This is a genomic window from Erwinia sorbitola (assembly GCF_009738185.1).
GTDB classification, from domain to species: domain Bacteria; phylum Pseudomonadota; class Gammaproteobacteria; order Enterobacterales; family Enterobacteriaceae; genus Erwinia; species Erwinia sorbitola.
The window spans coordinates 437,501-458,825 of the sequence record NZ_CP046509.1 but is presented as its reverse complement, the minus strand read 5'-3'; the positions used below and the strand labels follow the sequence as shown (position 1 = coordinate 458,825).

General features: G+C 52.8%; 17 protein-coding genes, 1 tRNA gene and 3 rRNA genes (1 of these 21 only partly in view). 16 read left to right on the top strand and 5 right to left on the bottom strand.

What is annotated here, in order from left to right; all coding sequences use genetic code 11:
- Positions 1-172: 172 nt before the first annotated feature.
- Positions 173-2,122 (bottom strand): RNase E specificity factor CsrD, encoded by a 1,950-nt coding sequence (csrD, locus tag GN242_RS02100; RefSeq protein WP_156286839.1) that lies wholly within the window; start codon positions 2,120-2,122, stop codon positions 173-175.
- Positions 2,123-2,346: 224 nt separating this feature from the next.
- On the opposite strand from csrD, the gene acuI reads away from it, so the two are divergent.
- The 16 genes from acuI to GN242_RS02020 all read left to right on the top strand — a co-directional run bounded on the left by acuI (position 2,347) and on the right by GN242_RS02020 (position 17,623).
- On the top strand, positions 2,347-3,324 hold the full coding sequence (acuI, locus tag GN242_RS02095; RefSeq protein WP_154753179.1) for an acrylyl-CoA reductase (NADPH): 978 nt from the start codon (positions 2,347-2,349) through the stop codon (positions 3,322-3,324).
- Positions 3,325-3,455: 131 nt separating this feature from the next.
- On the top strand, positions 3,456-4,460 hold the full coding sequence (gene msrP / locus GN242_RS02090; protein ID WP_154753180.1) for a protein-methionine-sulfoxide reductase catalytic subunit MsrP: 1,005 nt from the start codon (positions 3,456-3,458) through the stop codon (positions 4,458-4,460).
- Positions 4,461-5,072: a protein-methionine-sulfoxide reductase heme-binding subunit MsrQ gene (gene msrQ, locus GN242_RS02085; protein WP_154753181.1), complete on the top strand. Its 612-nt coding sequence runs from the start codon at positions 4,461-4,463 to the stop codon at positions 5,070-5,072.
- 229 nt (positions 5,073-5,301) lie between these two features.
- The gene (aroQ, locus tag GN242_RS02080) at positions 5,302-5,754 is read left to right on the top strand and encodes a type II 3-dehydroquinate dehydratase (protein ID WP_154753182.1); all 453 of its coding nucleotides are present in this window, start codon (positions 5,302-5,304) and stop codon (positions 5,752-5,754) included.
- Between the two features lie 21 nt (positions 5,755-5,775).
- Positions 5,776-6,246, top strand: coding sequence for an acetyl-CoA carboxylase biotin carboxyl carrier protein (accB, locus tag GN242_RS02075; protein ID WP_154753183.1), 471 nt, complete (start codon positions 5,776-5,778; stop codon positions 6,244-6,246).
- 11 nt (positions 6,247-6,257) lie between these two features.
- On the top strand, positions 6,258-7,607 hold the full coding sequence (gene accC, locus GN242_RS02070; RefSeq protein ID WP_154753184.1) for an acetyl-CoA carboxylase biotin carboxylase subunit: 1,350 nt from the start codon (positions 6,258-6,260) through the stop codon (positions 7,605-7,607).
- Positions 7,608-7,738: 131 nt separating this feature from the next.
- Positions 7,739-7,981, top strand: a complete 243-nt coding sequence (locus GN242_RS02065; protein ID WP_154753185.1) for a YhdT family protein — start codon at positions 7,739-7,741, stop codon at positions 7,979-7,981.
- Positions 7,971-9,425 carry a sodium/pantothenate symporter gene (gene panF / locus GN242_RS02060; protein WP_156286838.1) on the top strand — a complete coding sequence of 485 codons (1,455 nt, stop codon included), beginning with the start codon at positions 7,971-7,973 and terminating at the stop codon, positions 9,423-9,425. The genes GN242_RS02065 and panF overlap by 11 nt, the downstream gene beginning before the upstream one ends.
- Before the next feature lie 11 nt (positions 9,426-9,436).
- A complete protein-coding gene (prmA, locus tag GN242_RS02055; protein ID WP_154753186.1) occupies positions 9,437-10,318 on the top strand; it encodes a 50S ribosomal protein L11 methyltransferase in 882 nt (293 codons plus the stop codon).
- 308 nt (positions 10,319-10,626) lie between these two features.
- Complete coding sequence (gene dusB / locus GN242_RS02050; RefSeq protein ID WP_154753187.1) at positions 10,627-11,592, top strand: tRNA dihydrouridine synthase DusB; 966 nt, start codon at positions 10,627-10,629, stop codon at positions 11,590-11,592.
- 25 nt (positions 11,593-11,617) lie between these two features.
- The gene (gene fis / locus GN242_RS02045) at positions 11,618-11,914 is read left to right on the top strand and encodes a DNA-binding transcriptional regulator Fis (protein ID WP_000462905.1); all 297 of its coding nucleotides are present in this window, start codon (positions 11,618-11,620) and stop codon (positions 11,912-11,914) included.
- A gap of 284 nt (positions 11,915-12,198) precedes the next feature.
- Complete coding sequence (gene lpxP / locus GN242_RS02040; protein ID WP_154753188.1) at positions 12,199-13,119, top strand: kdo(2)-lipid IV(A) palmitoleoyltransferase; 921 nt, start codon at positions 12,199-12,201, stop codon at positions 13,117-13,119.
- 346 nt (positions 13,120-13,465) lie between these two features.
- The gene (locus tag GN242_RS02035) at positions 13,466-14,491 is read left to right on the top strand and encodes an amino acid ABC transporter substrate-binding protein (RefSeq protein ID WP_154753189.1); all 1,026 of its coding nucleotides are present in this window, start codon (positions 13,466-13,468) and stop codon (positions 14,489-14,491) included.
- Positions 14,492-14,558: 67 nt separating this feature from the next.
- Positions 14,559-15,737 carry an amino acid ABC transporter permease gene (locus GN242_RS02030; protein ID WP_154753190.1) on the top strand — a complete coding sequence of 393 codons (1,179 nt, stop codon included), beginning with the start codon at positions 14,559-14,561 and terminating at the stop codon, positions 15,735-15,737.
- Between the two features lie 12 nt (positions 15,738-15,749).
- Complete coding sequence (locus tag GN242_RS02025; protein ID WP_154753191.1) at positions 15,750-16,853, top strand: amino acid ABC transporter permease; 1,104 nt, start codon at positions 15,750-15,752, stop codon at positions 16,851-16,853.
- 8 nt (positions 16,854-16,861) lie between these two features.
- Positions 16,862-17,623: an amino acid ABC transporter ATP-binding protein gene (locus tag GN242_RS02020; RefSeq protein WP_154753192.1), complete on the top strand. Its 762-nt coding sequence runs from the start codon at positions 16,862-16,864 to the stop codon at positions 17,621-17,623.
- Between the two features lie 510 nt (positions 17,624-18,133).
- Here GN242_RS02020 and rrf (GN242_RS02015) read toward each other — a convergent pair.
- The 4 genes from rrf (GN242_RS02015) to GN242_RS02000 all read right to left on the bottom strand — a co-directional run.
- Positions 18,134-18,249, bottom strand: a 5S ribosomal RNA gene (gene rrf, locus GN242_RS02015).
- A 35-nt stretch (positions 18,250-18,284) separates the two neighbouring features.
- Positions 18,285-18,360: transfer RNA gene (locus GN242_RS02010), tRNA-Thr, on the bottom strand.
- A gap of 48 nt (positions 18,361-18,408) precedes the next feature.
- A 5S ribosomal RNA gene (gene rrf, locus GN242_RS02005) occupies positions 18,409-18,524 on the bottom strand.
- 233 nt (positions 18,525-18,757) lie between these two features.
- Positions 18,758-21,325 (bottom strand): 23S ribosomal RNA (locus tag GN242_RS02000) (it continues 333 nt past the right edge of the window).

Here is a 21,325-nt window from a genome sequence, read left to right as displayed (position 1 = left end):
CATCAGGCGTAACGGAAGCCGGTACAACGGCATTCCGCTCTGGTTTTTGGACAGTTCAGCGGACATAACATACATAATAATTAACAGTTTCAGTTTCGCCTCGGCCGGCGAGAAAGCCGCTTCGAACCACAATCGCCCAGGTATTCTACGTGAAAACCTGCCAGACGTGAGACTAAACTCGATATCTTTGCGAATATTTTTTCACGCTGCTGTCAACCGGCTGTGAGGCAGCGAAAAAGTCACCCTGCCCCCCGGTTACTCCAAGCTCCACCAGCGTTTGCCACTCTTCCCGGGAACGAACCCCGGCGGCAAAAACCTGAGTGGAAATCTGCTTACTACTCTCAAGCAGGCTCTGAACAAACAGTTGGTTTTCCGTACGCCGGTCAATATTGCGCACCAGGCCCGGGTGAAGCTTTATCAGCCGTATCTGGAACTGTTTGATATACGCAGTGCTCACCACTGTCAGACCTGCCTGATTCACCGCCACACTACAGCCAAAACCATAGAGTAATCGGAACACTGGCGTTAAACGGCTGATGTGTTGACACACATCCGCTTCTGCAAGTTCAAATAAAATACGTTTTCTTTGCGATTTAGTACATTGCAGCAGGTTATCACGCAGCCAGTCGAGAAATGAGCGTTGCAATAATGAGTCGAGCGTAAGCGGTATGGCAAGAGTTTCTTCAGGCCACAGCTCGATCAGCGTCACAATACGTTTCACCATCTGACGGTCATAGCGTTCCGCCAGCCCCAGCTGCTGCACCACGGGCAGATATTCAGCGGAGAGCAGCTCTTTTTCACCGTCAAAGATACGCGGCATCATTTCACGGTGATGCACTTCACCCTGCGCATTTACAGCCGGCTTCTGGTACAGCCGTGGGCCACCACGATTGAGAGTATTTTCCAGTAAGGTACGCCATTTCACGCTGCCGCGGGCAAAATCCTGCTGTGCGCCTTCACCCACTGACCAGTTGTTCCCCCCCTGTAGCGTGGCATGGCGCGTTGCCAGTTCGGCATTCTCCATTACCTGCTGGGTAGTCTGACCACTTTGCCAGCCGCTGATACCAATGTGGATCATGTCATGACGATTCACCATCCGCGTTGATGGCAGACTGTCGACGGCTTTAATCAGCTGTGAGGCGATAACATCCGCATCTTTTACACTGCGATGCGGCAGCAGCACGGCAAAGTCGCTGCGAAAATAGCGCGCCAGTAATGCGCCGGGGTAACGCAGCACAAAGGTTGATAGCATATTCACCAGGGCAAACAGATACTCCTGCACCTGCGCATGCCCCCAGCGCTCACGCAGGGTATCGAAATCGGGTAGGCGGATCATCATCACCATACCATGGGTACCGACGGACTCAGGATCTTCCAGCAGCGTGGTGAGCTGGTTATCGAAGAACAGACGATTGTTCAAACCGGTACGCGGATCCTGAGCGGCGAAAGCGCGGATCAGCGTATCAATACGGTTATGCTGCTCCCCCGCCTCTTTTAAGTCAGCCAGCAACAGATCGATGGCGCTGCTGGCTTTAGGGGGCCACTCGTGCACAGAGCCAGGCCTGACGCTCAGACGCTCACCTTTAATTACTGCCTCTGCGCGCTCCTCCAGCTTTTCCATGCCATCCAATTGCCGCTTAAGCCAGCTGCGCGCCTGCCACAACAGCAGCGTCATAATCACCACCACGCCGAAAATCAATGACAGGCTGGTTGCGCCTAATAAGGAGGCAAACCAGGTGCGGGTAGAATCTACCCACTGAATAGTGAGCTTCATTTCGGAATGATGTTTAAGCGGAAGGCTTATCTGGCGGAAGCGATTGGACTCATCTTCAATCATTTCCTGCTGGTGCCGGACAACTTCAAGCTGCCGTCCAGCGCCGTTATTTAACTCAATGCGTTCAATCTGCAACGGATTCATCATCTGGCGCAGCCAGGGCGAAATTTGTTTGGGGGATTGCGTCAGTAAGGCGATATCAATATCGTCGGCCATCCGTTGCAGCCGATGCTCTGCCCGCTGATTGCTAAGATAAATGAAGCTTAGTGTGCAGCCCACCAGCATCAGTAACATCGACAGTGAGCATAGCAAGGTGATAATCGCAGAGAGTTTAGTGGTTAATCGCATCCTTGTGTCCATTTAAGTTGCGGAGAGGAAAACGTCATTAACAGTGAACCGCAACCAAAATGTAAATGACCTGAAAATTCACGTGCATAACAGCACCTGTGGGGGAAAATAACACACCACTGTCGCCTAATGCTTGCCCGGTGTCAGATTATTCCCCGTTTTCAGGAGTATAGTTCCGGCAGAGCGTTTTTTTATTAATGAAACCACTATTTCAGGAGATTCTCATGCAGGCTTTGGTTCTCGATCAATCAGAGGGTAAAACCGTTGCGGCAGTGAAAACGATTAGCGCTGACACTCTTCCGCAAGGCGAGGTCACGGTTGATGTGGACTGGTCAGGTATTAACTATAAAGATGCGCTGGCGATTACCGGCAAAGGCAAGATTATCCGCCAGTTCCCGATGGTACCCGGGATCGACTTCGCTGGCCGCGTCCATACCAGTAGCGATCCGCGTTTTCACACGGGCCAGCAGGTGCTGTTAACCGGCTGGGGCGTGGGAGAAAATCACTGGGGCGGTCTGGCCGAACAGGCTCGCGTTAAAGGTGACTGGCTGGTTCCGATGCCTGAGGGCATGGACGGTCGACAGGCCATGATTATCGGCACCGCTGGTTTTACTGCCATGCTGTGCGTGATGGCGCTGGAAGACGGCGGCGTGACACCGGAGAGCGGTGAGATCCTGGTCACCGGAGCCAGCGGTGGCGTAGGAAGCACAGCCGTGGCGCTGCTCAGTGCGCTCGGTTATCACGTAGTGGCAGTCAGCGGACGTGAATCCACTCACGATTATCTGCATCAGCTGGGTGCACACGAAGTGTTACCCCGCAGCGCCTTTAGCGCTGCCGCACGCCCGCTGGAGAAACAGCGCTGGGCCGGGGCGGTGGATACCGTAGGCGATCAGGTACTGGCCAGCGTGCTGGCGCAGATGAATTACAGCGGCGTGGTCGCCGCCTGCGGTCTGGCGGGTGGCTTTGCTCTGCCCACCAGCGTGATGCCATTTATCCTGCGTAACGTCCGTTTGCAGGGGGTGGATTCGGTGATGACTCCGGCACCACGCCGCCGTGAAGCATGGAAACGCCTGGTCAAAGTGCTGCCCACATCGTTTTACCAACAGGCAACCACTGAAGTGCCTCTGTCTGAGGCTGTCAGCGCGGCGGAGAAGCTGCTGAATAACCAGATCACCGGCCGCACTCTGGTGCGCATTCGCTAATCTTTGCTTCCCCCGCTGCAATGGCGGGGGGAAACGCCCAGGAAATTTCACATTTTTTCGTCAGTATTCGCTTAAACCGTGGCACTGCGCCATGCTCTGAGTTATTACTCATTCCTGAGCAGGTATCGCAGATGAAAACCGTCAATAAGCTGACTGAAAATGATGTCACGCCGGAGAGTATTTTCAATACCCGCCGTCGTACGCTGCTGAAAACCCTCGGCCTGAGCGCGGCAGCTCTTTCGCTGCCCACAGCCGCCCGCGCTGATGTATTGTCATGGTTTAAGGGTAACGATCGCCCGCCAGCACCCGCCGGTAAGCCACTCGATTTCAGCAAACCACAGCAATACCAATCCGATCTCGTTCTGACCCCAGAAGATAAGGTCTCCGGCTACAATAACTTTTACGAATTTGGGCTGGATAAGGCCGATCCTGCTGCGAACGCCGGAACGCTGAAAACTACTGACTGGAAGATTCAGATCGGCGGAGAAGTCGGTAAACCACTGACCCTCGATATGGATGACATTTTTAAGCGCTTTCCACTGGAACAGCGGATCTACCGCATGCGCTGCGTGGAAGCCTGGTCGATGGTAGTACCTTGGATTGGCTTTGAGCTGGGCAAACTACTGAAGGCAGCCGAACCCACCAGCAATGCACGCTATGTTGCTTTCCAGACGCTGTATGCACCGGATCAGATGCCTGGCCAGAAAGACCGTTTTATTGGCGGTGGTCTGGATTATCCTTATGTGGAAGGTCTGCGACTGGACGAAGCCATGCACCCTCTTACCCTGTTAACTACCGGCGTGTACGGCAAGGCACTGCCCCCGCAAAACGGCGCACCGATCCGTCTGACTGTGCCTTGGAAATATGGTTTTAAAGGCATCAAATCGATTGTGAAAATCACGCTGGTGAAAGATATGCCGCCAACAACCTGGAACCAGCTGGCAGGCAATGAATATGGTTTCTTCGCCAATGTGAACCCGCATGTCGATCATCCGCGCTGGTCACAGGCAACAGAACGTTTTATCGGTTCCGGCGGTATTCTTGATGTGCAACGTCAGCCGACGCTGCTGTTTAACGGCTATGCCGATCAGGTTGCGTCGCTGTATCGCGGGCTGGATCTGCGGGAGAATTTCTAAATGGTACGCCTGTCGTTAAAACAGATTACTGGCCTCAAGGTGCTGCTGCATCTGGCTGGTTTTCTCCCGCTATTGTGGCTGCTACTCTCTATTGACCAGGGCTGGTTCAGCGCTGACCCGGCCAAAGATATCCAGCATTTTACCGGCAGGATGGCGTTAAAGTTTTTACTGGCATCGCTCGCGGTTACACCGCTGGCGCGCTACGGCAAGCAGCCTCTGCTGATCCGCGTCAGACGCCTGCTGGGATTATGGTGCTTTGCCTGGGCTACGCTGCATCTGGTCAGCTATTCCCTGCTGGAGTTGGGGATCAGCAACCTGAGCTTGCTGGGATCTGAGCTGATTTCGCGTCCGTATCTGACGCTGGGCATTATATGCTGGGTCATTCTGCTGCTGCTGGCCGCCACATCCTTCCAGAAGGCACAGCGCAAACTGGGTAAACGCTGGCAAACCCTGCACAATGCAGTTTATCTGGTGGCTATTCTGGCGCCAGTGCATTATCTCTGGTCGGTAAAAATCCTTTCCCCGCAACCATGGTTCTATGCGTTAATTGCTGCGATCTTGCTGGCATGGCGCTACAAAAAGCTGCTTAAGTGGCTACCCGGTAAATCCTGATTACTGTGTTCCAACCCTCATCTTCAGCAATCAACCGTATCGATTTATCCCGCTGCGGTTGATTATCTTCGCTGATACGACCAGTATTTAGCTGCTAATTGCGTTGATATCATTATAATGCCCGACTTCGTAATGTCGCATTGGTCAATTTTCACCGGAAAAGGTGACAAATTAACTTTTGCGATGTATTTTGTGCGATGCCTTTATTATCGCAGGAGATAGCAGCAAGATGACGGATAAGTTGCATGTACTGCTTTTGAACGGCCCCAACCTCAACATGCTGGGGACGCGTGAGCCTGAAAAGTATGGTCATACTACGCTGAACGATATTGTCAGCAATCTGACCTCGCAGGCCGAAGCACTTAACGTCAAGCTGAGTCATCTCCAGTCTAATGCGGAATATGCGTTAATAGATCGCATACATGAGGCGAAAGGCAATGTCGATTATATCGTCATTAACCCGGCGGCATTTACTCATACCAGCGTGGCACTGCGTGATGCTCTGCTGGCAGTCAGCATCCCGTTTATCGAAGTTCACCTGTCAAACGTGCATGCCCGCGAGCCTTTTCGTCATCATTCGTATCTTTCTGATATTTCTGCCGGTGTGATCTGTGGACTTGGCGTCGACGGTTACTCCTGGGCTTTACAGACGGCAGTCAAACGCCTGTCACCATCTAATTAAACAGAGTACGGAACCACACACATGGATATTCGTAAGATTAAAAAACTGATCGAACTGGTTGAAGAATCAGGCATTGCTGAACTGGAAATCTCTGAAGGCGAAGAGTCAGTTCGCATCAGCCGTGCACCGGTTAACGTCGGTTACCCGATGATGCAGCAGGCCTATGCTGCACCAATGATGCAGCAGCCAGCACTGGCTAACGCTGTCGCTCCGGCTACCACTCCGGTAATGGAAGCGCCAGCTGCTGCTGAGATCAGTGGCCACATCGTGCGTTCTCCTATGGTCGGTACTTTCTACCGTACCCCTAGCCCGGATGCGAAAGCTTTTGTGGAAATCGGCCAGAAAGTCAATGCCGGTGACACCCTGTGCATCGTTGAAGCGATGAAAATGATGAACCAGATCGAAGCCGATAAATCCGGCGTTGTGAAAGCGATTCTGGTCGAAAGCGGTCAGCCTGTTGAGTTTGACGAGCCGCTGGTAGTCATCGAATAACGAGGCGAGCCATGCTGGATAAAATTGTAATTGCTAACCGTGGTGAGATCGCGCTGCGAATTCTCCGCGCTTGTAAAGAACTTGGCATCAAGACTGTAGCAGTGCACTCCACTGCGGATCGCGACCTGAAGCACGTACTGCTGGCAGATGAAACCGTCTGTATTGGGCCGCCACCGTCGGTAAAAAGTTATCTGAACATCCCGGCGCTGATTTCAGCCGCTGAGATCACCGGATCTGTGGCTATTCACCCGGGTTACGGCTTTTTATCTGAGAATGCTGACTTTGCCGAGCAGGTTGAACGCTCTGGCTTTATCTTTATCGGGCCTAAAGCTGACACTATCCGTCTGATGGGCGATAAAGTGTCGGCAATTACCGCCATGAAGAAAGCTGGTGTTCCAACAGTACCAGGTTCCGACGGCCCGCTGACCGAAGATATGGATAAAAACCGTGCCTTCGCGAAACGCATTGGCTACCCGGTCATCATCAAAGCCTCTGGCGGCGGCGGTGGTCGTGGTATGCGCGTTGTGCGCAGCGATAAAGACCTGGAACAGTCCATCAACATGACGAAAGCGGAAGCCAAAGCGGCTTTCAACAACGACATGGTGTACATGGAAAAATACCTGGAAAACCCACGCCATATCGAAATTCAGATTTTGGCTGACGGTCAGGGCAACGCCATCTATCTGGCTGAACGTGACTGCTCCATGCAGCGTCGTCACCAGAAAGTTGTGGAAGAAGCGCCAGCACCAGGTATCACCGAAGAGATGCGCCGTTATATCGGTGAGCGCTGCTCGAAAGCCTGTATCGATATTGGCTATCGTGGCGCAGGCACCTTCGAGTTCCTGTATGAAAACGGCGAGTTCTACTTCATTGAGATGAACACCCGTATCCAGGTAGAGCATCCGGTTACTGAGATGATCACCGGCGTTGACCTGATCAAAGAGCAGCTGCGTATTGCTGCCGGTCAGCCGCTGTCGATCAAGCAGGAAGAAGTGATTATTCGCGGTCATGCGGTGGAATGCCGTATTAACGCCGAAGATTCCAATACCTTCATGCCAAGCCCGGGCAAAATCACCCGCTTCCATGCACCTGGTGGTTTTGGCGTGCGCTGGGAGTCTCATATCTACGCCGGATACAGTGTGCCGCCGTACTATGACTCAATGATTGGTAAACTGATCACCTTCGGTGAAAACCGCGATGTCGCCATTGCACGTATGAAAAATGCGCTGGCGGAGCTGATCATCGACGGGATTAAAACCAATATCGAATTGCAGATTAAAATCATGTCGGACGAGAACTTCCAGCACGGTGGAACCAATATCCACTATCTGGAGAAAAAACTCGGCCTGCAAGAGAAGTAATCATGCCCGGGTCAGGCATGCCCTGCTCCTACGTGCCGTATCGTAGGCGTCGGACATAGCCGACCCGCCAGCAGAGTCCGTTATATGCAGAGGGGCCGATTATTCGGCCCCTTCTTATTGGGAAGAAACGGATGGAAAAACGTTTTGTTCAGGCCCACCGTGAGGCGCGCTGGTCATTCTGGCTGGCGCTGGCTTACCTTATCTGCTGGGCGCTCTCTGCCTGGTTACCGGGTGACCAGCAGGGAATAAGCGGCCTGCCGCACTGGTTTGAGATCGCCTGCGTGCTGGTTCCCGGTTTGTTTATTATTTTCTGCTGGCTGATGGTTCGCGTCATCTTCCGCGATATCTCTCTGGAGGACGACGGTGAAGCTTGACATTATTCTGCCACTGCTAGGCTACCTGTTACTGGTTGCCGGGCTGTCGGTGTACGCCATGCGTCACCGCCGCACGGGCAGTTTCCTGAGTGAATATTTCCTCGGCAGCCGCTCGATGGGCGGTTTCGTACTGGCGATGACATTAACCACAACGTATATCAGCGCCAGCTCATTTATCGGTGGCCCCGGCGCCGCTTATAAATACGGACTGGGCTGGGTACTGCTGTCGATGGTGCAGGTTCCTGCGGTATGGCTGTCACTGGGCGTACTCGGCAAAAAATTTGCCATTCTGGCGCGACGCTATAACGCGGTCACCCTTAACGATATGCTCTATGCGCGCTACCGCAGCCCGCTCCTGGTCTGGCTCGCCAGCATCAGCCTGCTGGTGGCATTTATCGGTGCCATGACCGTACAGTTTATCGGCGGTGCCCGCCTGCTGGAAACTGCCGCTGGTATTCCCTACGACACCGGACTGCTGATTTTTGGCGTCTCTATCGCGCTGTATACGGCGTTTGGCGGTTTCCGTGCCAGCGTACTTAATGATGCCATGCAGGGGCTGGTGATGCTGGCAGGTACCTTCTTGCTGCTGTTTGCCGTGATTCACGCCGCAGGGGGTATGCATAAAGCGGTCGAAACACTCCAGCATATCGATCCAAAGCTGGTGTCGTCGACTGGGGTAGATAATATTCTCACACCAACGTTCCTGGCCTCTTTCTCTGTGCTGGTATGCTTTGGGGTGATCGGTCTGCCGCACACGGCGGTGCGCTGCATCTCCTATAAAGACAGTAAAGCGGTACATCTTGCGATCCTGCTTGGCACTGTCGTGGTCGCTGTGCTGATGTTTGGTATGCATCTCGCAGGGGCGCTGGGGCGCGCGGTGATCCCGGATTTGCAGATCCCTGACCAGGTGATCCCTACTCTGATGATCCATGTACTGCCGCCGCTGGCTGCCGGGATCTTTCTTGCCGCACCTATGGCGGCGATCATGTCCACCATCAACGCACAGCTGCTACAATCGTCGGCAACGATCGTTAAAGATCTCTACCTGCGGATGCGGCCCCATCAGATGGACAATGAGCCGTTGCTCAAACGCCTCTCTTCGCTGGTGACGCTGATACTGGGCCTGCTGCTGCTGCTGGCAGCCTGGAATCCGCCGGACATGATTATCTGGCTGAACCTGCTGGCGTTTGGCGGACTGGAAGCCGTATTCCTCTGGCCTCTGGTGCTGGGGCTGTACTGGGAAAAAGCCAATGCGGCGGGCGCACTTAGCAGCATGATTGTTGGTGCCGCCTGCTATACGCTGTTGGCCAGCCTGTCGCTGCAACCCTGGGGCTTCCACCCGATTGTTCCGGCGCTGTTACTGAGTCTGCTGGCATTTATTATTGGCAACCGTTTTGGTCACTCTGCCACGGTGACAACGGCTGCCTCCACCCTGATTGAATAAAGAGATTTACTATGCCCTGGATACAAATGAAGCTTAATACTACCGGCGCTCAGGCTGAAGAGCTGGGGGATGCACTGATTGAAAACGGTGCCGTGTCGGTCACTTTCCAGGATACCCACGATAACCCGGTATTTGAACCCCTGCCGGGTGAAACCCGCCTGTGGGGCGATACTGACGTGATCGGGCTGTTTGACGCCGAAACTGAGATGCCGGATGTGATTGCTGGCCTGGAACAGCATCCGCTGTTGGGCGCAGGTTTCCATCATAAGATCGAGCAGATCGAGGATAAAGACTGGGAGCGCGAGTGGATGGACAACTTCCATCCGATGCGTTTTGGTGAGCGTTTGTGGATCTGTCCAAGCTGGCGCGATGTGCCGGATCCGAACGCAGTTAACGTGATGCTCGATCCGGGCCTGGCATTTGGTACCGGCACCCACCCGACAACGGCACTGTGCCTTGCGTGGCTGGATGGCCTCGATCTGGTTGGTAAAACGGTAATCGACTTTGGCTGTGGCTCCGGCATTCTGGCGATTGCCGCTCTGAAACTCGGTGCCGCCGCAGCTATTGGTATTGATATCGATCCGCAGGCAATCCAGGCCAGCCGCGACAATGCACAGCGCAACGGCGTTTCTGAACGTCTGTCGCTTTACCTGCCGCATCAGCAGCCAGACAACCTCAGTGCAGACGTGGTGGTCGCCAACATCCTTGCCGGCCCGCTGCGTGAACTGGCACCGTTGATTAGCGTACTGCCCAAAAATGGTGGTCACCTTGGCCTGTCCGGCGTGCTGGCGAGCCAGGCGGAGAGCGTGTGTGAAGCGTATGCTGACACCTTCACTCTCGACCCGGTGGCAGAGAAAGAAGAGTGGTGTCGCATTACAGGCATTCGCTGTTAAAATAATCAGCGGCCACAGGCCGGATGACCTGCTACAGCCCATTCATCACGTCATATGTACCGAATTACAGGCAAACTGACGTGAATTATGTTGTTATCCAGGTCACAAAAAAAGAAAAATCTTTGTACACAATTTCGTCGTATTTTTTTTAATTCGTTGTTTTATATGCTGATTAAATAAATCATCAAGATGAATAAGGCAATTCTACGATTCGCAATAGCGGGTTGTTCAAAGTTTGGCCTTTCATCTTCCTGAAAAAATGCGTAATATACGCCGCCTTGCGGACACACTATGGTCACTTTTTTTTCATGCGCATAGGAAATCACCAGCTTCGTAATCGTTTGATTGCAGCCCCGATGGCCGGGATATCAGACAGGCCATTCAGGACCCTTTGTTATGCAATGGGCGCTGGTATGACCGTCTCCGAGATGATGTCGTCGAACCCTGAAGTTTGGGCCAGCGATAAGTCGCGGTTGCGTATGGTACACAGTGACGAACCTGGTATTCGTACCGTGCAAATTGCCGGTTGTGACCCGGAAGAGATGGCGGAAGCCGCGCGCATCAATGCAGTTTCAGGTGCGCAGGTCATCGACATCAATATGGGTTGCCCAGCCAAAAAAGTGAATCGCAAGATGGCAGGTTCGGCACTGCTGCAACACCCTGAGCTGGTGAAGTCTATCCTCTTAGCGGTGGTCAATGCAGTTGACGTACCGGTCACCTTAAAGATTCGCACAGGCTGGGATAGCGACAACCGCAACTGTGTAGAGATTGCCCAATTGGCTGAACGCTGTGGTATTCAGGCCCTGACAATTCACGGACGCACTCGCGCGTGTTTGTTCAACGGCGAAGCTGAGTACGACAGCATTCGGACAGTTAAGCAGAACGTATCCATTCCGGTTATCGCGAATGGAGACATTACTGACCCGCATAAAGCCAGAGCCGTACTTGACTATACGGGGGCTGATGCCCTGATGATAGGACGGGCGGCTCAGGGAAGACCGTGGATCTTCCGGGAAATCCAGCACTATCTGGACACTGGGGAGCTGCTGGCACCGATGCCACTGGCTGAGGTAAAGCGCTTGCTCATCGGGCACTTACGGGAACTGCACGACTTTTATGGTCATCGCAAGGGATACCGTATTGCCCGGAAGCACGTCTCCTGGTATCTGCAGGAGCACGCCCCAAACGACCAGTTTCGGCGCACATTCAACGCCATAGAGGATGCCAGCGAACAGCTGGAGGCGTTGGAGGCATACTTCGAAAATCTTGCGTAATTAGAAATAAAGAGCTGACAGAACTATGTTCGAACAACGCGTAAATTCTGACGTACTGACCGTATCTACCGTGAATTCACAGGATCAGGTGACCCAAAAGCCACTTCGTGATTCGGTCAAACAGGCACTGAAGAACTATTTTGCTCAACTGAATGGTCAGGATGTAAATGATCTGTATGAGCTGGTACTGGCTGAAGTAGAACAGCCTCTGTTGGACATGGTGATGCAATACACCCGTGGCAACCAGACCCGTGCAGCCCTGATGATGGGCATCAACCGCGGTACACTACGTAAGAAACTGAAAAAATACGGCATGAACTAATAGCCTCTGGCTATCATGTTGTATCTAAAGCGCTTACCCTTATGGGGTAGGCGCTTTTTTATTGTTTGCAACACCACGTTAATCTTCATTACGATGTCGTATACAAGAACGGGTAGAGCTATCTACTTAATGCAGTACGTAACATCTCGCGAATGTAAATTACTGCCAAATATGAGTCGTGGCTAAACCATCATCATGAACGGGTGTCTGAGTCATTGTATCGCAACTGATTGCCTTCATTATGCGTTACTGATTCTCTGTCCCTTATGTCTAAATGAGCAAATATGAAGCAGTCAAAAAAATTCCAGAGAAGCTTTCTGCGCCCGCGCTACTGGCTGACCTGGTTTGGCGTTAGTGTATTATTCCTTCTGGTGCAGCTCCCTTATCCCGTATTGAATAAACTTGGCCTCTGGATGGGCCGTACCTCGATGCGCTTTATGAAGCGCCGCGTCTCAATAGCTCGTCGTAACCTGGAGCTCTGTTTCCCGGATATCAAACCTGAGCAGCTTGATCGCCTCATCGTCGGAAACTTTGAATCTCTCGGAATGGGACTTCTCGAAACAGGGATGGCCTGGTTCTGGTCCGATCGTCGGGTGAAGCGTTGGTTTACTGTTACAGGACTGGAAAACTTGCAGGCGGCGCAGAGTGGCGGACGTGGTGCACTTATTATTGGTGTGCACTTTATGTCGCTGGAACTGGGTGGCAGGGCGATGGGCATCTGCCAGCCAATGATGGCAATGTATCGTCCGCACAATAACAAGCTGATGGAGTGGATACAGACTAAAGGACGTATGCGCTCCAACAAGGCGATGATTAACCGCCGTGACCTGCGCGGCATGGTACAGGCGCTTAAGCAGGGCGAAGCGGTATGGTTTGCGCCCGATCAGGATTATGGCCCTAAGGGGAGCGTGTTTGCACCTCTGTTTGCCGTACCTGAAGCCGCAACCACCAGCGGTACCTGGATGCTGGCACGTATGGCGAAACCGGCATTAATTACCGTCGTGCTGATTCGTAAGGAAGACGGAAGCGGCTACGAACTGGTTATCCAGCCGGAGCTGAAAGACTATCCTATCGAGAATGAACAGCTGGCAGCTGAATATATGAACCGGGTGATCGAGCGCGAAATCATGCGTGCGCCTAATCAGTATATGTGGCTGCATCGCCGCTTCAAAACCCGCCCCGCAGGCGCTAACTCTCTCTATTAATCTTCTACCTCCGCCCTGACTTAACAGCGCCTCAGGGCGCTGGTTTGTGCAAGTACTTTTACATTTCAGTAACAAAAATTGACGCCGTCCTCACACTGCTTCCATATAGTGAAACTTATTGCACTATTTGTGACCATCCTGACTATTTTTGCCCCGTCCTGGTGCGCGATATTAATCCTGCTTGTAAGTCACTTCCCGTTATCAGTCAGTCTCTTCAGTAAATTCAGAGCGATGCAAATCTGGCATTACCTTTGCAAAGCAATGGATGGCCCCGGCCACAGACAGGCAAAGTGCACCAAAGCGTGCATTAAACATAACAAAACGAATTAGCCACACAGGATGCTTTATGAAAAAGATGATGCTCTCCACGATGGTTGCCGCTGCAACGCTGTTTGCGGTTGCAAATCAGGCTCATGCTGGCACTACGCTGGACGCAATTAAGAAGAAAGGCTTTGTACAGTGCGGTATCAGTGATGGTCTGCCTGGTTTCTCTTATGCGGATTCCAACGGTAAATTTACCGGTATTGATGTAGACGTTTGCCGCGCCGCCGCTGCGGCAGTGTTTGGTGATGCTGAAAAAGTAAAATATACCCCGCTGACAGCTAAAGAGCGCTTCACCGCGTTGCAGTCTGGTGAGGTAGATATCCTGTCACGTAATACCACTTGGACCTCGTCTCGCGACGGCGGTATGGGCTTTATTTTTGCTGGCGTAAACTACTACGACGGTATCGGCTTCCTGACGCATCAGAAAGCGGGTTTGAAAAGTGCTAAAGAACTGGATGGCGCAACTGTCTGTATCCAGGCCGGTACTGATACCGAATTGAACGTGGCGGATTACTTTAAAGCCAATAAAATGCAGTACACCCCTGTGACCTTCGACCGCTCTGATGAATCGGCTAAAGCCCTTGATACCGGCCGTTGCGACACCCTTGCCTCTGACCAGTCTCAGCTGTATGCACTGCGTATCAAGCTGGGCAAACCTGATGAGTTTATCGTTCTGCCGGAAGTGATCTCTAAAGAGCCTCTGGGCCCGGTTGTACGCCGCGGTGATGATGACTGGTATACCATCGTTAAATGGTCTCTGTTCGCCATGCTGAATGCGGAAGAGATGGGTATCACCTCGAAGAATGTTGATCAGATGACAGCGAAACCTTCAACGCCGGATATGGCTCACCTGCTGGGTGCCGAAGGTGATTTTGGTAAAGATCTGAAGCTGGACAATAAATGGGCTTACAACATCATTAAACAGGTTGGCAACTATCAGGAAGTCTTTGACCGCAATGTCGGAAAAGATAGTCAGCTGAAAATTGCTCGTGGTCAGAATGCGCTGTGGAACAATGGCGGCATTCAGTACGCGCCACCAGTACGTTAATTCCCATGAATACAGGGCACCGGCCTGTCGGTGCCCACGCCAGAATTTTCGTCACTGAGGTTTCATCATGTCTCAACGCCCAACCGTGAAAAGGGATTTTTCATTCAGCAATCCTGCGGTGCGCGCCTGGCTTTACCAGATCATTGCGGTCGCTGTAGTTCTTGCCGTTGCTGGTTATCTGATTCATAACACCATTATCAACCTGGCAAGCCGTGGTATTACGTCCGGTTTTGGTTTCCTTGAACGTAGCGCCGGCTTCGGTATTATCCAGCATCTGATTGATTACACTGAGGGCGATACATACGCTCGCGTGTTCCTGGTGGGCCTCACCAACACCCTGCTGGTTTCTGCGCTGTGTATCGTCTTTGCTTCTTTCCTTGGCTTTTTTATCGGTCTGGCTCGTTTGTCTGACAACTGGCTGCTGCGGAAAATCTCGAATATTTATATTGAGACATTCCGTAATATCCCGCCTCTGTTGCAGATATTCTTCTGGTATTTTGCGGTGTTACGCAATCTCCCGGGGCCACGCCAGGCGCTTAACGCCTTTGATCTTGCCTTTGTCAGTAACCGCGGGCTCTATATACCCTGGCCGGAATATGCGCCCGGAAGCGCAGCTTTTCTGGCCGCTCTGGTGCTGGCACTGGTGATGACATTTGGGCTTTTTCGCTATAACAAACAGCATCAGTTAAAGACTGGCCAGCTGCGCCGTACCTGGCCTGCGGCTATTATCATGCTGGTGCTGTTCCCACTGGTAGCCTTTCTGATTGCAGGCAGCCCGATGCACTGGAATGTTCCCGAGCTGCGCGGCTTTAACTTCCGTGGGGGATTTGTCCTGATACCAGAGCTGGCGGCGTTAACGCTGGCGCTGTCGATCTATACCTCTTCGTTTATCGCTGAGGTGATCCGATCCGGGATTCAGTCTGTTCCGCATGGCCAGCATGAAGCAGCCCGCTCTCTCGGTCTACCAAACCCGGTCACACTGCGTCAGGTAATTATCCCGCAGGCGATGCGCGTAATTATCCCTCCGCTGACCAGCCAGTATCTTAATATCGTGAAAAACTCCTCGCTGGCCGCAGCGATTGGCTATCCCGATATGGTGTCGCTGTTTGCCGGCACGGTACTGAACCAGACGGGTCAGGCCATTGAGACCATTGCTATTACGATGGGTGTCTATCTCATCATCAGCCTGTCGATTTCGCTGTTAATGAATATCTACAACCGCAAAATTGCCCTTGTTGAGCGCTAAGAGAACGGGATTATGACGACTGTTACCACTCATGAAACGCCCGCTGTACCGACAAGCGCGTTGTCTCGCGCGGTGCTGTGGGCAAGAAAAAATCTGTTCTCAAGTCCGGGCAACACACTGCTGACGCTGTTCTGTCTGTGGGTAATCTGGGCAGTTATTCCTCCTGCGCTGAACTGGCTGGTCTTCCAGGCTAACTGGATTGGTGAAACGCGCGCTGACTGTACGAAAGAAGGTGCGTGTTGGGTGTTTATCCATGCGCGTTTTGGACAGTTTATGTATGGGCTCTATCCGCATGAACTGCGCTGGCGCATCAATCTTGCCCTGGTAATCGGTCTGCTATCAATTGTTCCGATGTTCCTGAAAAGCCTGCCGCGACGTGGCACGTACATTGCCGCCTGGGCGGTTATCTACCCGGTAGTTGTCTGGTTTCTGCTGTACGGCGGCTATCTGGGGCTGGAACGTGTTGAAACCCGCCAGTGGGGCGGACTGACGCTGACGCTGATTATCGCTTCAGTGGGCATCGCAGGCGCATTACCTTTAGGTATCCTGCTGGCGCTAGGCCGTCGTTCACGTATGCCGGTGGTTCGCACACTCTGCGTTCTGTTTATTGAGTTCTGGCGTGGTGTTCCGCTAATTACCGTACTGTTTATGTCTTCGGTCATGTTGCCGCTGTTTATGGCAGAGGGTAGCTCGATCGACAAACTTATACGTGCGCTGGTCGGGGTGATCCTGTTCCAGTCGGCTTATGTTGCCGAAGTGGTTCGTGGTGGTCTCCAGGCCTTACCAAAAGGGCAGTATGAAGCCGCAGAATCACTGGCGTTGGGCTACTGGAAAACCCAGGGGCTGGTGATCCTGCCCCAGGCGTTAAAGATGGTTATTCCCGGTCTGGTTAACACCATCATTGCACTATTTAAAGATACCAGCCTGGTGATCATCATCGGTCTGTTTGATCTGTTCAGCAGCGTGCAGCAGGCAACCGTCGACCCGGCGTGGCTGGGGATGTCTACAGAGGGTTATGTTTTTGCTGCACTGGTCTACTGGATTTTCTGTTTCAGCATGTCGCGCTACAGCCAGTATCTGGAGAAGCGCTTCCACACCGGGCGTACACCGCACTGAGGTTTAAAATGACTCAAATTATTACTTCATCTGACGACGCGATGATGATTACGCTCGAAAATGTGAACAAATGGTACGGGCAGTTTCATGTACTGAAAGACATTAATCTGAAGGTTAAACCTCGCGAGCGTATCGTTCTCTGCGGCCCTTCCGGCTCCGGGAAATCAACGACGATTCGCTGTATTAATCATCTGGAAGAGCATCAGCAGGGCCGTATCGTTGTCGATGGCACCTTACTCAACGACGATCTGCGCAATATTGAACGTGTTCGTACTGAAGTCGGCATGGTGTTCCAGCATTTTAATCTGTTCCCGCACTTGAGCGTTTTACAGAACTGTACTCTCGCGCCAATCTGGGTACGTAAAACCCCGAAGAAAGAGGCTGAAGAGTTGGCAATGCATTATCTGGAGCGTGTGCGCATTGCTGAACATGCACATAAATTTCCCGGGCAGCTTTCCGGCGGACAGCAGCAACGTGTAGCTATTGCACGCTCACTCTGTATGAAGCCGAAAATAATGCTGTTTGATGAACCGACTTCAGCGCTGGATCCTGAAATGGTGAAGGAGGTACTGGATACCATGATTGGGTTGGCAGAGGATGGTATGACCATGCTATGTGTAACTCACGAAATGGGCTTTGCCCGTACCGTGGCAGACAGGGTGATCTTTATGGATCGTGGTGAGATCGTGGAAGAAGCGCCTCCACAGGAGTTTTTTGCCAATCCTAAATCTGAACGTACCCGCGCCTTCCTTTCCCAAGTAATTCACTGATTTAAAAAATAAATATCATCAAAAAGCCCCCATCCATCGCTGGCTGGGGGCTTTTTTATCGCCTTACATTACAGGCAAGTCGCCGATGGAAAAAGTTACTCCTGAAAGCAGCTCACCGACAAACAGCAGACGAAAAAAAACCCGGCCTTCCGGTCGGGGTTCTTTCTTTATCTGATACCTGGCAGTTTATGGCCCACTTCCCTGTGGGCCACCCTACGGGCCGGCGCTGCGCGCCGTTCAGATGCGCTCCCGGCGCATCTGTCCTACTGAAGAGCAGCTCACCGACAAACAACAGACGAAAAAAAACCCCGGCCTTTCGGTCGGGGTTCTTTCTTCGTTTGATGCCTGGCAGTTTATGGCCCACTTCCCTGTGGGCCACCCTACGGGCCGGCGCTGCACGCCGTTCAGATGCGCTCCCGGCGCATCTGTCCTACTGAAGAGCAGCTCACCGACAAACAACAGACGAAAAAAAACCCCGGCCTTTCGGTCGGGGTTCTTTCTTCGTTTGATGCCTGGCAGTTCCCTACTCTCGCATGGGGAGACCCCACACTACCATCGGCGCTACGGCGTTTCACTTCTGAGTTCGGCATGGGGTCAGGTGGGACCACCGCGCTAAAGCCGCCAGGCAAATTCTTGATTTACCGAACTCACGCTTTATTACTGGTGCTGATACCCAGAGTCGAACTGGGGACCTCACCCTTACCAAGGGTGCGCTCTACCAACTGAGCCATATCAGCACACTTAATTTTAAAGGGCGACACGTATGTCGCCCTTTGTTGTTTGATGCCTGGCAGTTCCCTACTCTCGCATGGGGAGACCCCACACTACCATCGGCGCTACGGCGTTTCACTTCTGAGTTCGGCATGGGGTCAGGTGGGACCACCGCGCTAAAGCCGCCAGGCAAATTCTGTGCTCTGTCCTGTGTCTTTTGCGCTCTGACTGCGTTGCCTGCGCTCGCAAGCTCAGTCACATACCTGTGTATGCTCCTTCACTCACTTCGCTGGTCGCCTTGTCACAGCACAAAATCCTTCGGAATTGACTCCGCAGGAGGACAGATAAATTCTTTATCCGGTACAGGCTGAAAATTGTCTTTCGCGTCTCTCATAACGCTCACCAGAACGCTTCTGGCGTTGTAAGGTTAAGCCTCACGGGTCATTAGTACCGGTTAGCTCAACGCATCGCTGCGCTTACACACCCGGCCTATCAACGTCGTAGTCTTCAACGTCCCTTCAGGGGTCTCAAGGACCCAGGGAGAATTCATCTCGAGGCAAGTTTCGCGCTTAGATGCTTTCAGCGCTTATCTTTTCCGCACTTAGCTACCGGGCAATGCCATTGGCATGACAACCCGAACACCAGTGGTGCGTTCACTCCGGTCCTCTCGTACTAGGAGCAACCCCTCTCAATTCTCCAGCGCCCACGGCAGATAGGGACCGAACTGTCTCACGACGTTCTAAACCCAGCTCGCGTACCACTTTAAACGGCGAACAGCCGTACCCTTGGGACCTACTTCAGCCCCAGGATGTGATGAGCCGACATCGAGGTGCCAAACACCGCCGTCGATATGAACTCTTGGGCGGTATCAGCCTGTTATCCCCGGAGTACCTTTTATCCGTTGAGCGATGGCCCTTCCATTCAGAACCACCGGATCACTATGACCTGCTTTCGCACCTGCTCGAGCCGTCACTCTCGCAGTCAAGCCAGCTTATGCCATTGCACTAACCTCACGATGTCCGACCGTGATTAGCTGACCTTCGTGCTCCTCCGTTACTCTTTAGGAGGAGACCGCCCCAGTCAAACTACCCACCAGACACTGTCCCCACGCCGGATCACGGCGCCAGGTTAGAACATCAAACGTTAAAGGGTGGTATTTCAAGGTTGGCTCCACGCAGACTGGCGTCCACGCTTCAAGCCTCCCACCTATCCTACACATCAAGGCTCAATGTTCAGTGTCAAGCTGTAGTAAAGGTTCACGGGGTCTTTCCGTCTTGCCGCGGGTACACTGCATCTTCACAGCGAGTTCAATTTCACTGAGTCTCGGGTGGAGACAGCCTGGCCATCATTACGCCATTCGTGCAGGTCGGAACTTACCCGACAAGGAATTTCGCTACCTTAGGACCGTTATAGTTACGGCCGCCGTTTACCGGGGCTTCGATCAAGAGCTTCTCCTTGCGGATAACCCCATCAATTAACCTTCCGGCACCGGGCAGGCGTCACACCGTATACGTCCACTTTCGTGTTTGCACAGTGCTGTGTTTTTAATAAACAGTTGCAGCCAGCTGGTATCTTCGACTGGCTTCAGCTCCGGGAGCAAGTCCCTTCACCTACGCGCCAGCGTGCCTTCTCCCGAAGTTACGGCACCATTTTGCCTAGTTCCTTCACCCGAGTTCTCTCAAGCGCCTTGGTATTCTCTACCTGACCACCTGTGTCGGTTTGGGGTACGATTGATGTTACCTGATGCTTAGAGGCTTTTCCTGGAAGCAGGGCATTTGTTACTTCAGCACCGTAGTGCCTCGTCATCACACCTCAGCCTTAAAGAGTTCCGGATTTGCCTGGAACTCAAGCCTACATGCTTAAACCGGGACAACCGTCGCCCGGCTAACATAGCCTTCTCCGTCCCCCCTTCGCAGTAACACCCAGTACGGGAATATTAACCCGTTTCCCATCGACTACGCCTTTCGGCCTCGCCTTAGGGGTCGACTCACCCTGCCCCGATTAACGTTGGACAGGAACCCTTGGTCTTCCGGCGAGCGGGCTTTTCACCCGCTTTATCGTTACTTATGTCAGCATTCGCACTTCTGATACCTCCAGCAGCCCTCACAGGCCACCTTCGACGGCTTACAGAACGCTCCCCTACCCAACAATACTTGCGTATCGCTGCCGCAGCTTCGGTGCATGGTTTAGCCCCGTTACATCTTCCGCGCAGGCCGACTCGACCAGTGAGCTATTACGCTTTCTTTAAATGATGGCTGCTTCTAAGCCAACATCCTGGCTGTCTGTGCCTTCCCACATCGTTTCCCACTTAACCATGACTTTGGGACCTTAGCTGGCGGTCTGGGTTGTTTCCCTCTTCACGACGGACGTTAGCACCCGCCGTGTGTCTCCCGTGATAACATTCTCCGGTATTCGCAGTTTGCATCGGGTTGGTAAGCCGGGATGGCCCCCTAGCCGAAACAGTGCTCTACCCCCGGAGATGAGTTCACGAGGCGCTACCTAAATAGCTTTCGGGGAGAACCAGCTATCTCCCGGTTTGATTGGCCTTTCACCCCCAGCCACAAGTCATCCGCTAATTTTTCAACATTAGTCGGTTCGGTCCTCCAGTTAGTGTTACCCAACCTTCAACCTGCCCATGGCTAGATCACCGGGTTTCGGGTCTATACCCTGCAACTTAACGCCCAGTTAAGACTCGGTTTCCCTGCGGCTCCCCTATACGGTTAACCTTGCTACAGAATATAAGTCGCTGACCCATTATACAAAAGGTACGCAGTCACACCACGAAGGTGCTCCCACTGCTTGTACGTACACGGTTTCAGGTTCTTTTTCACTCCCCTCGCCGGGGTTCTTTTCGCCTTTCCCTCACGGTACTGGTTCACTATCGGTCAGTCAGGAGTATTTAGCCTTGGAGGATGGTCCCCCCATATTCAGACAGGATGTCACGTGTCCCGCCCTACTCATCGAACTCACAGCAATGCATTTTTGTGTACG

What these genes read in the sequence shown, in the direction of transcription:
- GN242_RS02030 (WP_154753190.1), top strand. Translation starts at nt 14,559, where the DNA reads ATGTCTCAACGCCCAACCGTGAAAAGGGATTTTTCATTCAGCAATCCT.
- csrD (WP_156286839.1), bottom strand. Translation starts at nt 2,122, where the DNA reads ATGCGATTAACCACTAAACTCTCTGCGATTATCACCTTGCTATGCTCA.
- GN242_RS02020 (WP_154753192.1), top strand. Translation starts at nt 16,862, where the DNA reads ATGACTCAAATTATTACTTCATCTGACGACGCGATGATGATTACGCTC.
- accC (WP_154753184.1), top strand. Translation starts at nt 6,258, where the DNA reads ATGCTGGATAAAATTGTAATTGCTAACCGTGGTGAGATCGCGCTGCGA.
- aroQ (WP_154753182.1), top strand. Translation starts at nt 5,302, where the DNA reads ATGACGGATAAGTTGCATGTACTGCTTTTGAACGGCCCCAACCTCAAC.
- accB (WP_154753183.1), top strand. Translation starts at nt 5,776, where the DNA reads ATGGATATTCGTAAGATTAAAAAACTGATCGAACTGGTTGAAGAATCA.
- msrP (WP_154753180.1), top strand. Translation starts at nt 3,456, where the DNA reads ATGAAAACCGTCAATAAGCTGACTGAAAATGATGTCACGCCGGAGAGT.
- fis (WP_000462905.1), top strand. Translation starts at nt 11,618, where the DNA reads ATGTTCGAACAACGCGTAAATTCTGACGTACTGACCGTATCTACCGTG.
- GN242_RS02065 (WP_154753185.1), top strand. Translation starts at nt 7,739, where the DNA reads ATGGAAAAACGTTTTGTTCAGGCCCACCGTGAGGCGCGCTGGTCATTC.
- acuI (WP_154753179.1), top strand. Translation starts at nt 2,347, where the DNA reads ATGCAGGCTTTGGTTCTCGATCAATCAGAGGGTAAAACCGTTGCGGCA.
- GN242_RS02025 (WP_154753191.1), top strand. Translation starts at nt 15,750, where the DNA reads ATGACGACTGTTACCACTCATGAAACGCCCGCTGTACCGACAAGCGCG.
- dusB (WP_154753187.1), top strand. Translation starts at nt 10,627, where the DNA reads ATGCGCATAGGAAATCACCAGCTTCGTAATCGTTTGATTGCAGCCCCG.
- lpxP (WP_154753188.1), top strand. Translation starts at nt 12,199, where the DNA reads ATGAAGCAGTCAAAAAAATTCCAGAGAAGCTTTCTGCGCCCGCGCTAC.
- msrQ (WP_154753181.1), top strand. Translation starts at nt 4,461, where the DNA reads ATGGTACGCCTGTCGTTAAAACAGATTACTGGCCTCAAGGTGCTGCTG.
- GN242_RS02035 (WP_154753189.1), top strand. Translation starts at nt 13,466, where the DNA reads ATGAAAAAGATGATGCTCTCCACGATGGTTGCCGCTGCAACGCTGTTT.
- prmA (WP_154753186.1), top strand. Translation starts at nt 9,437, where the DNA reads ATGCCCTGGATACAAATGAAGCTTAATACTACCGGCGCTCAGGCTGAA.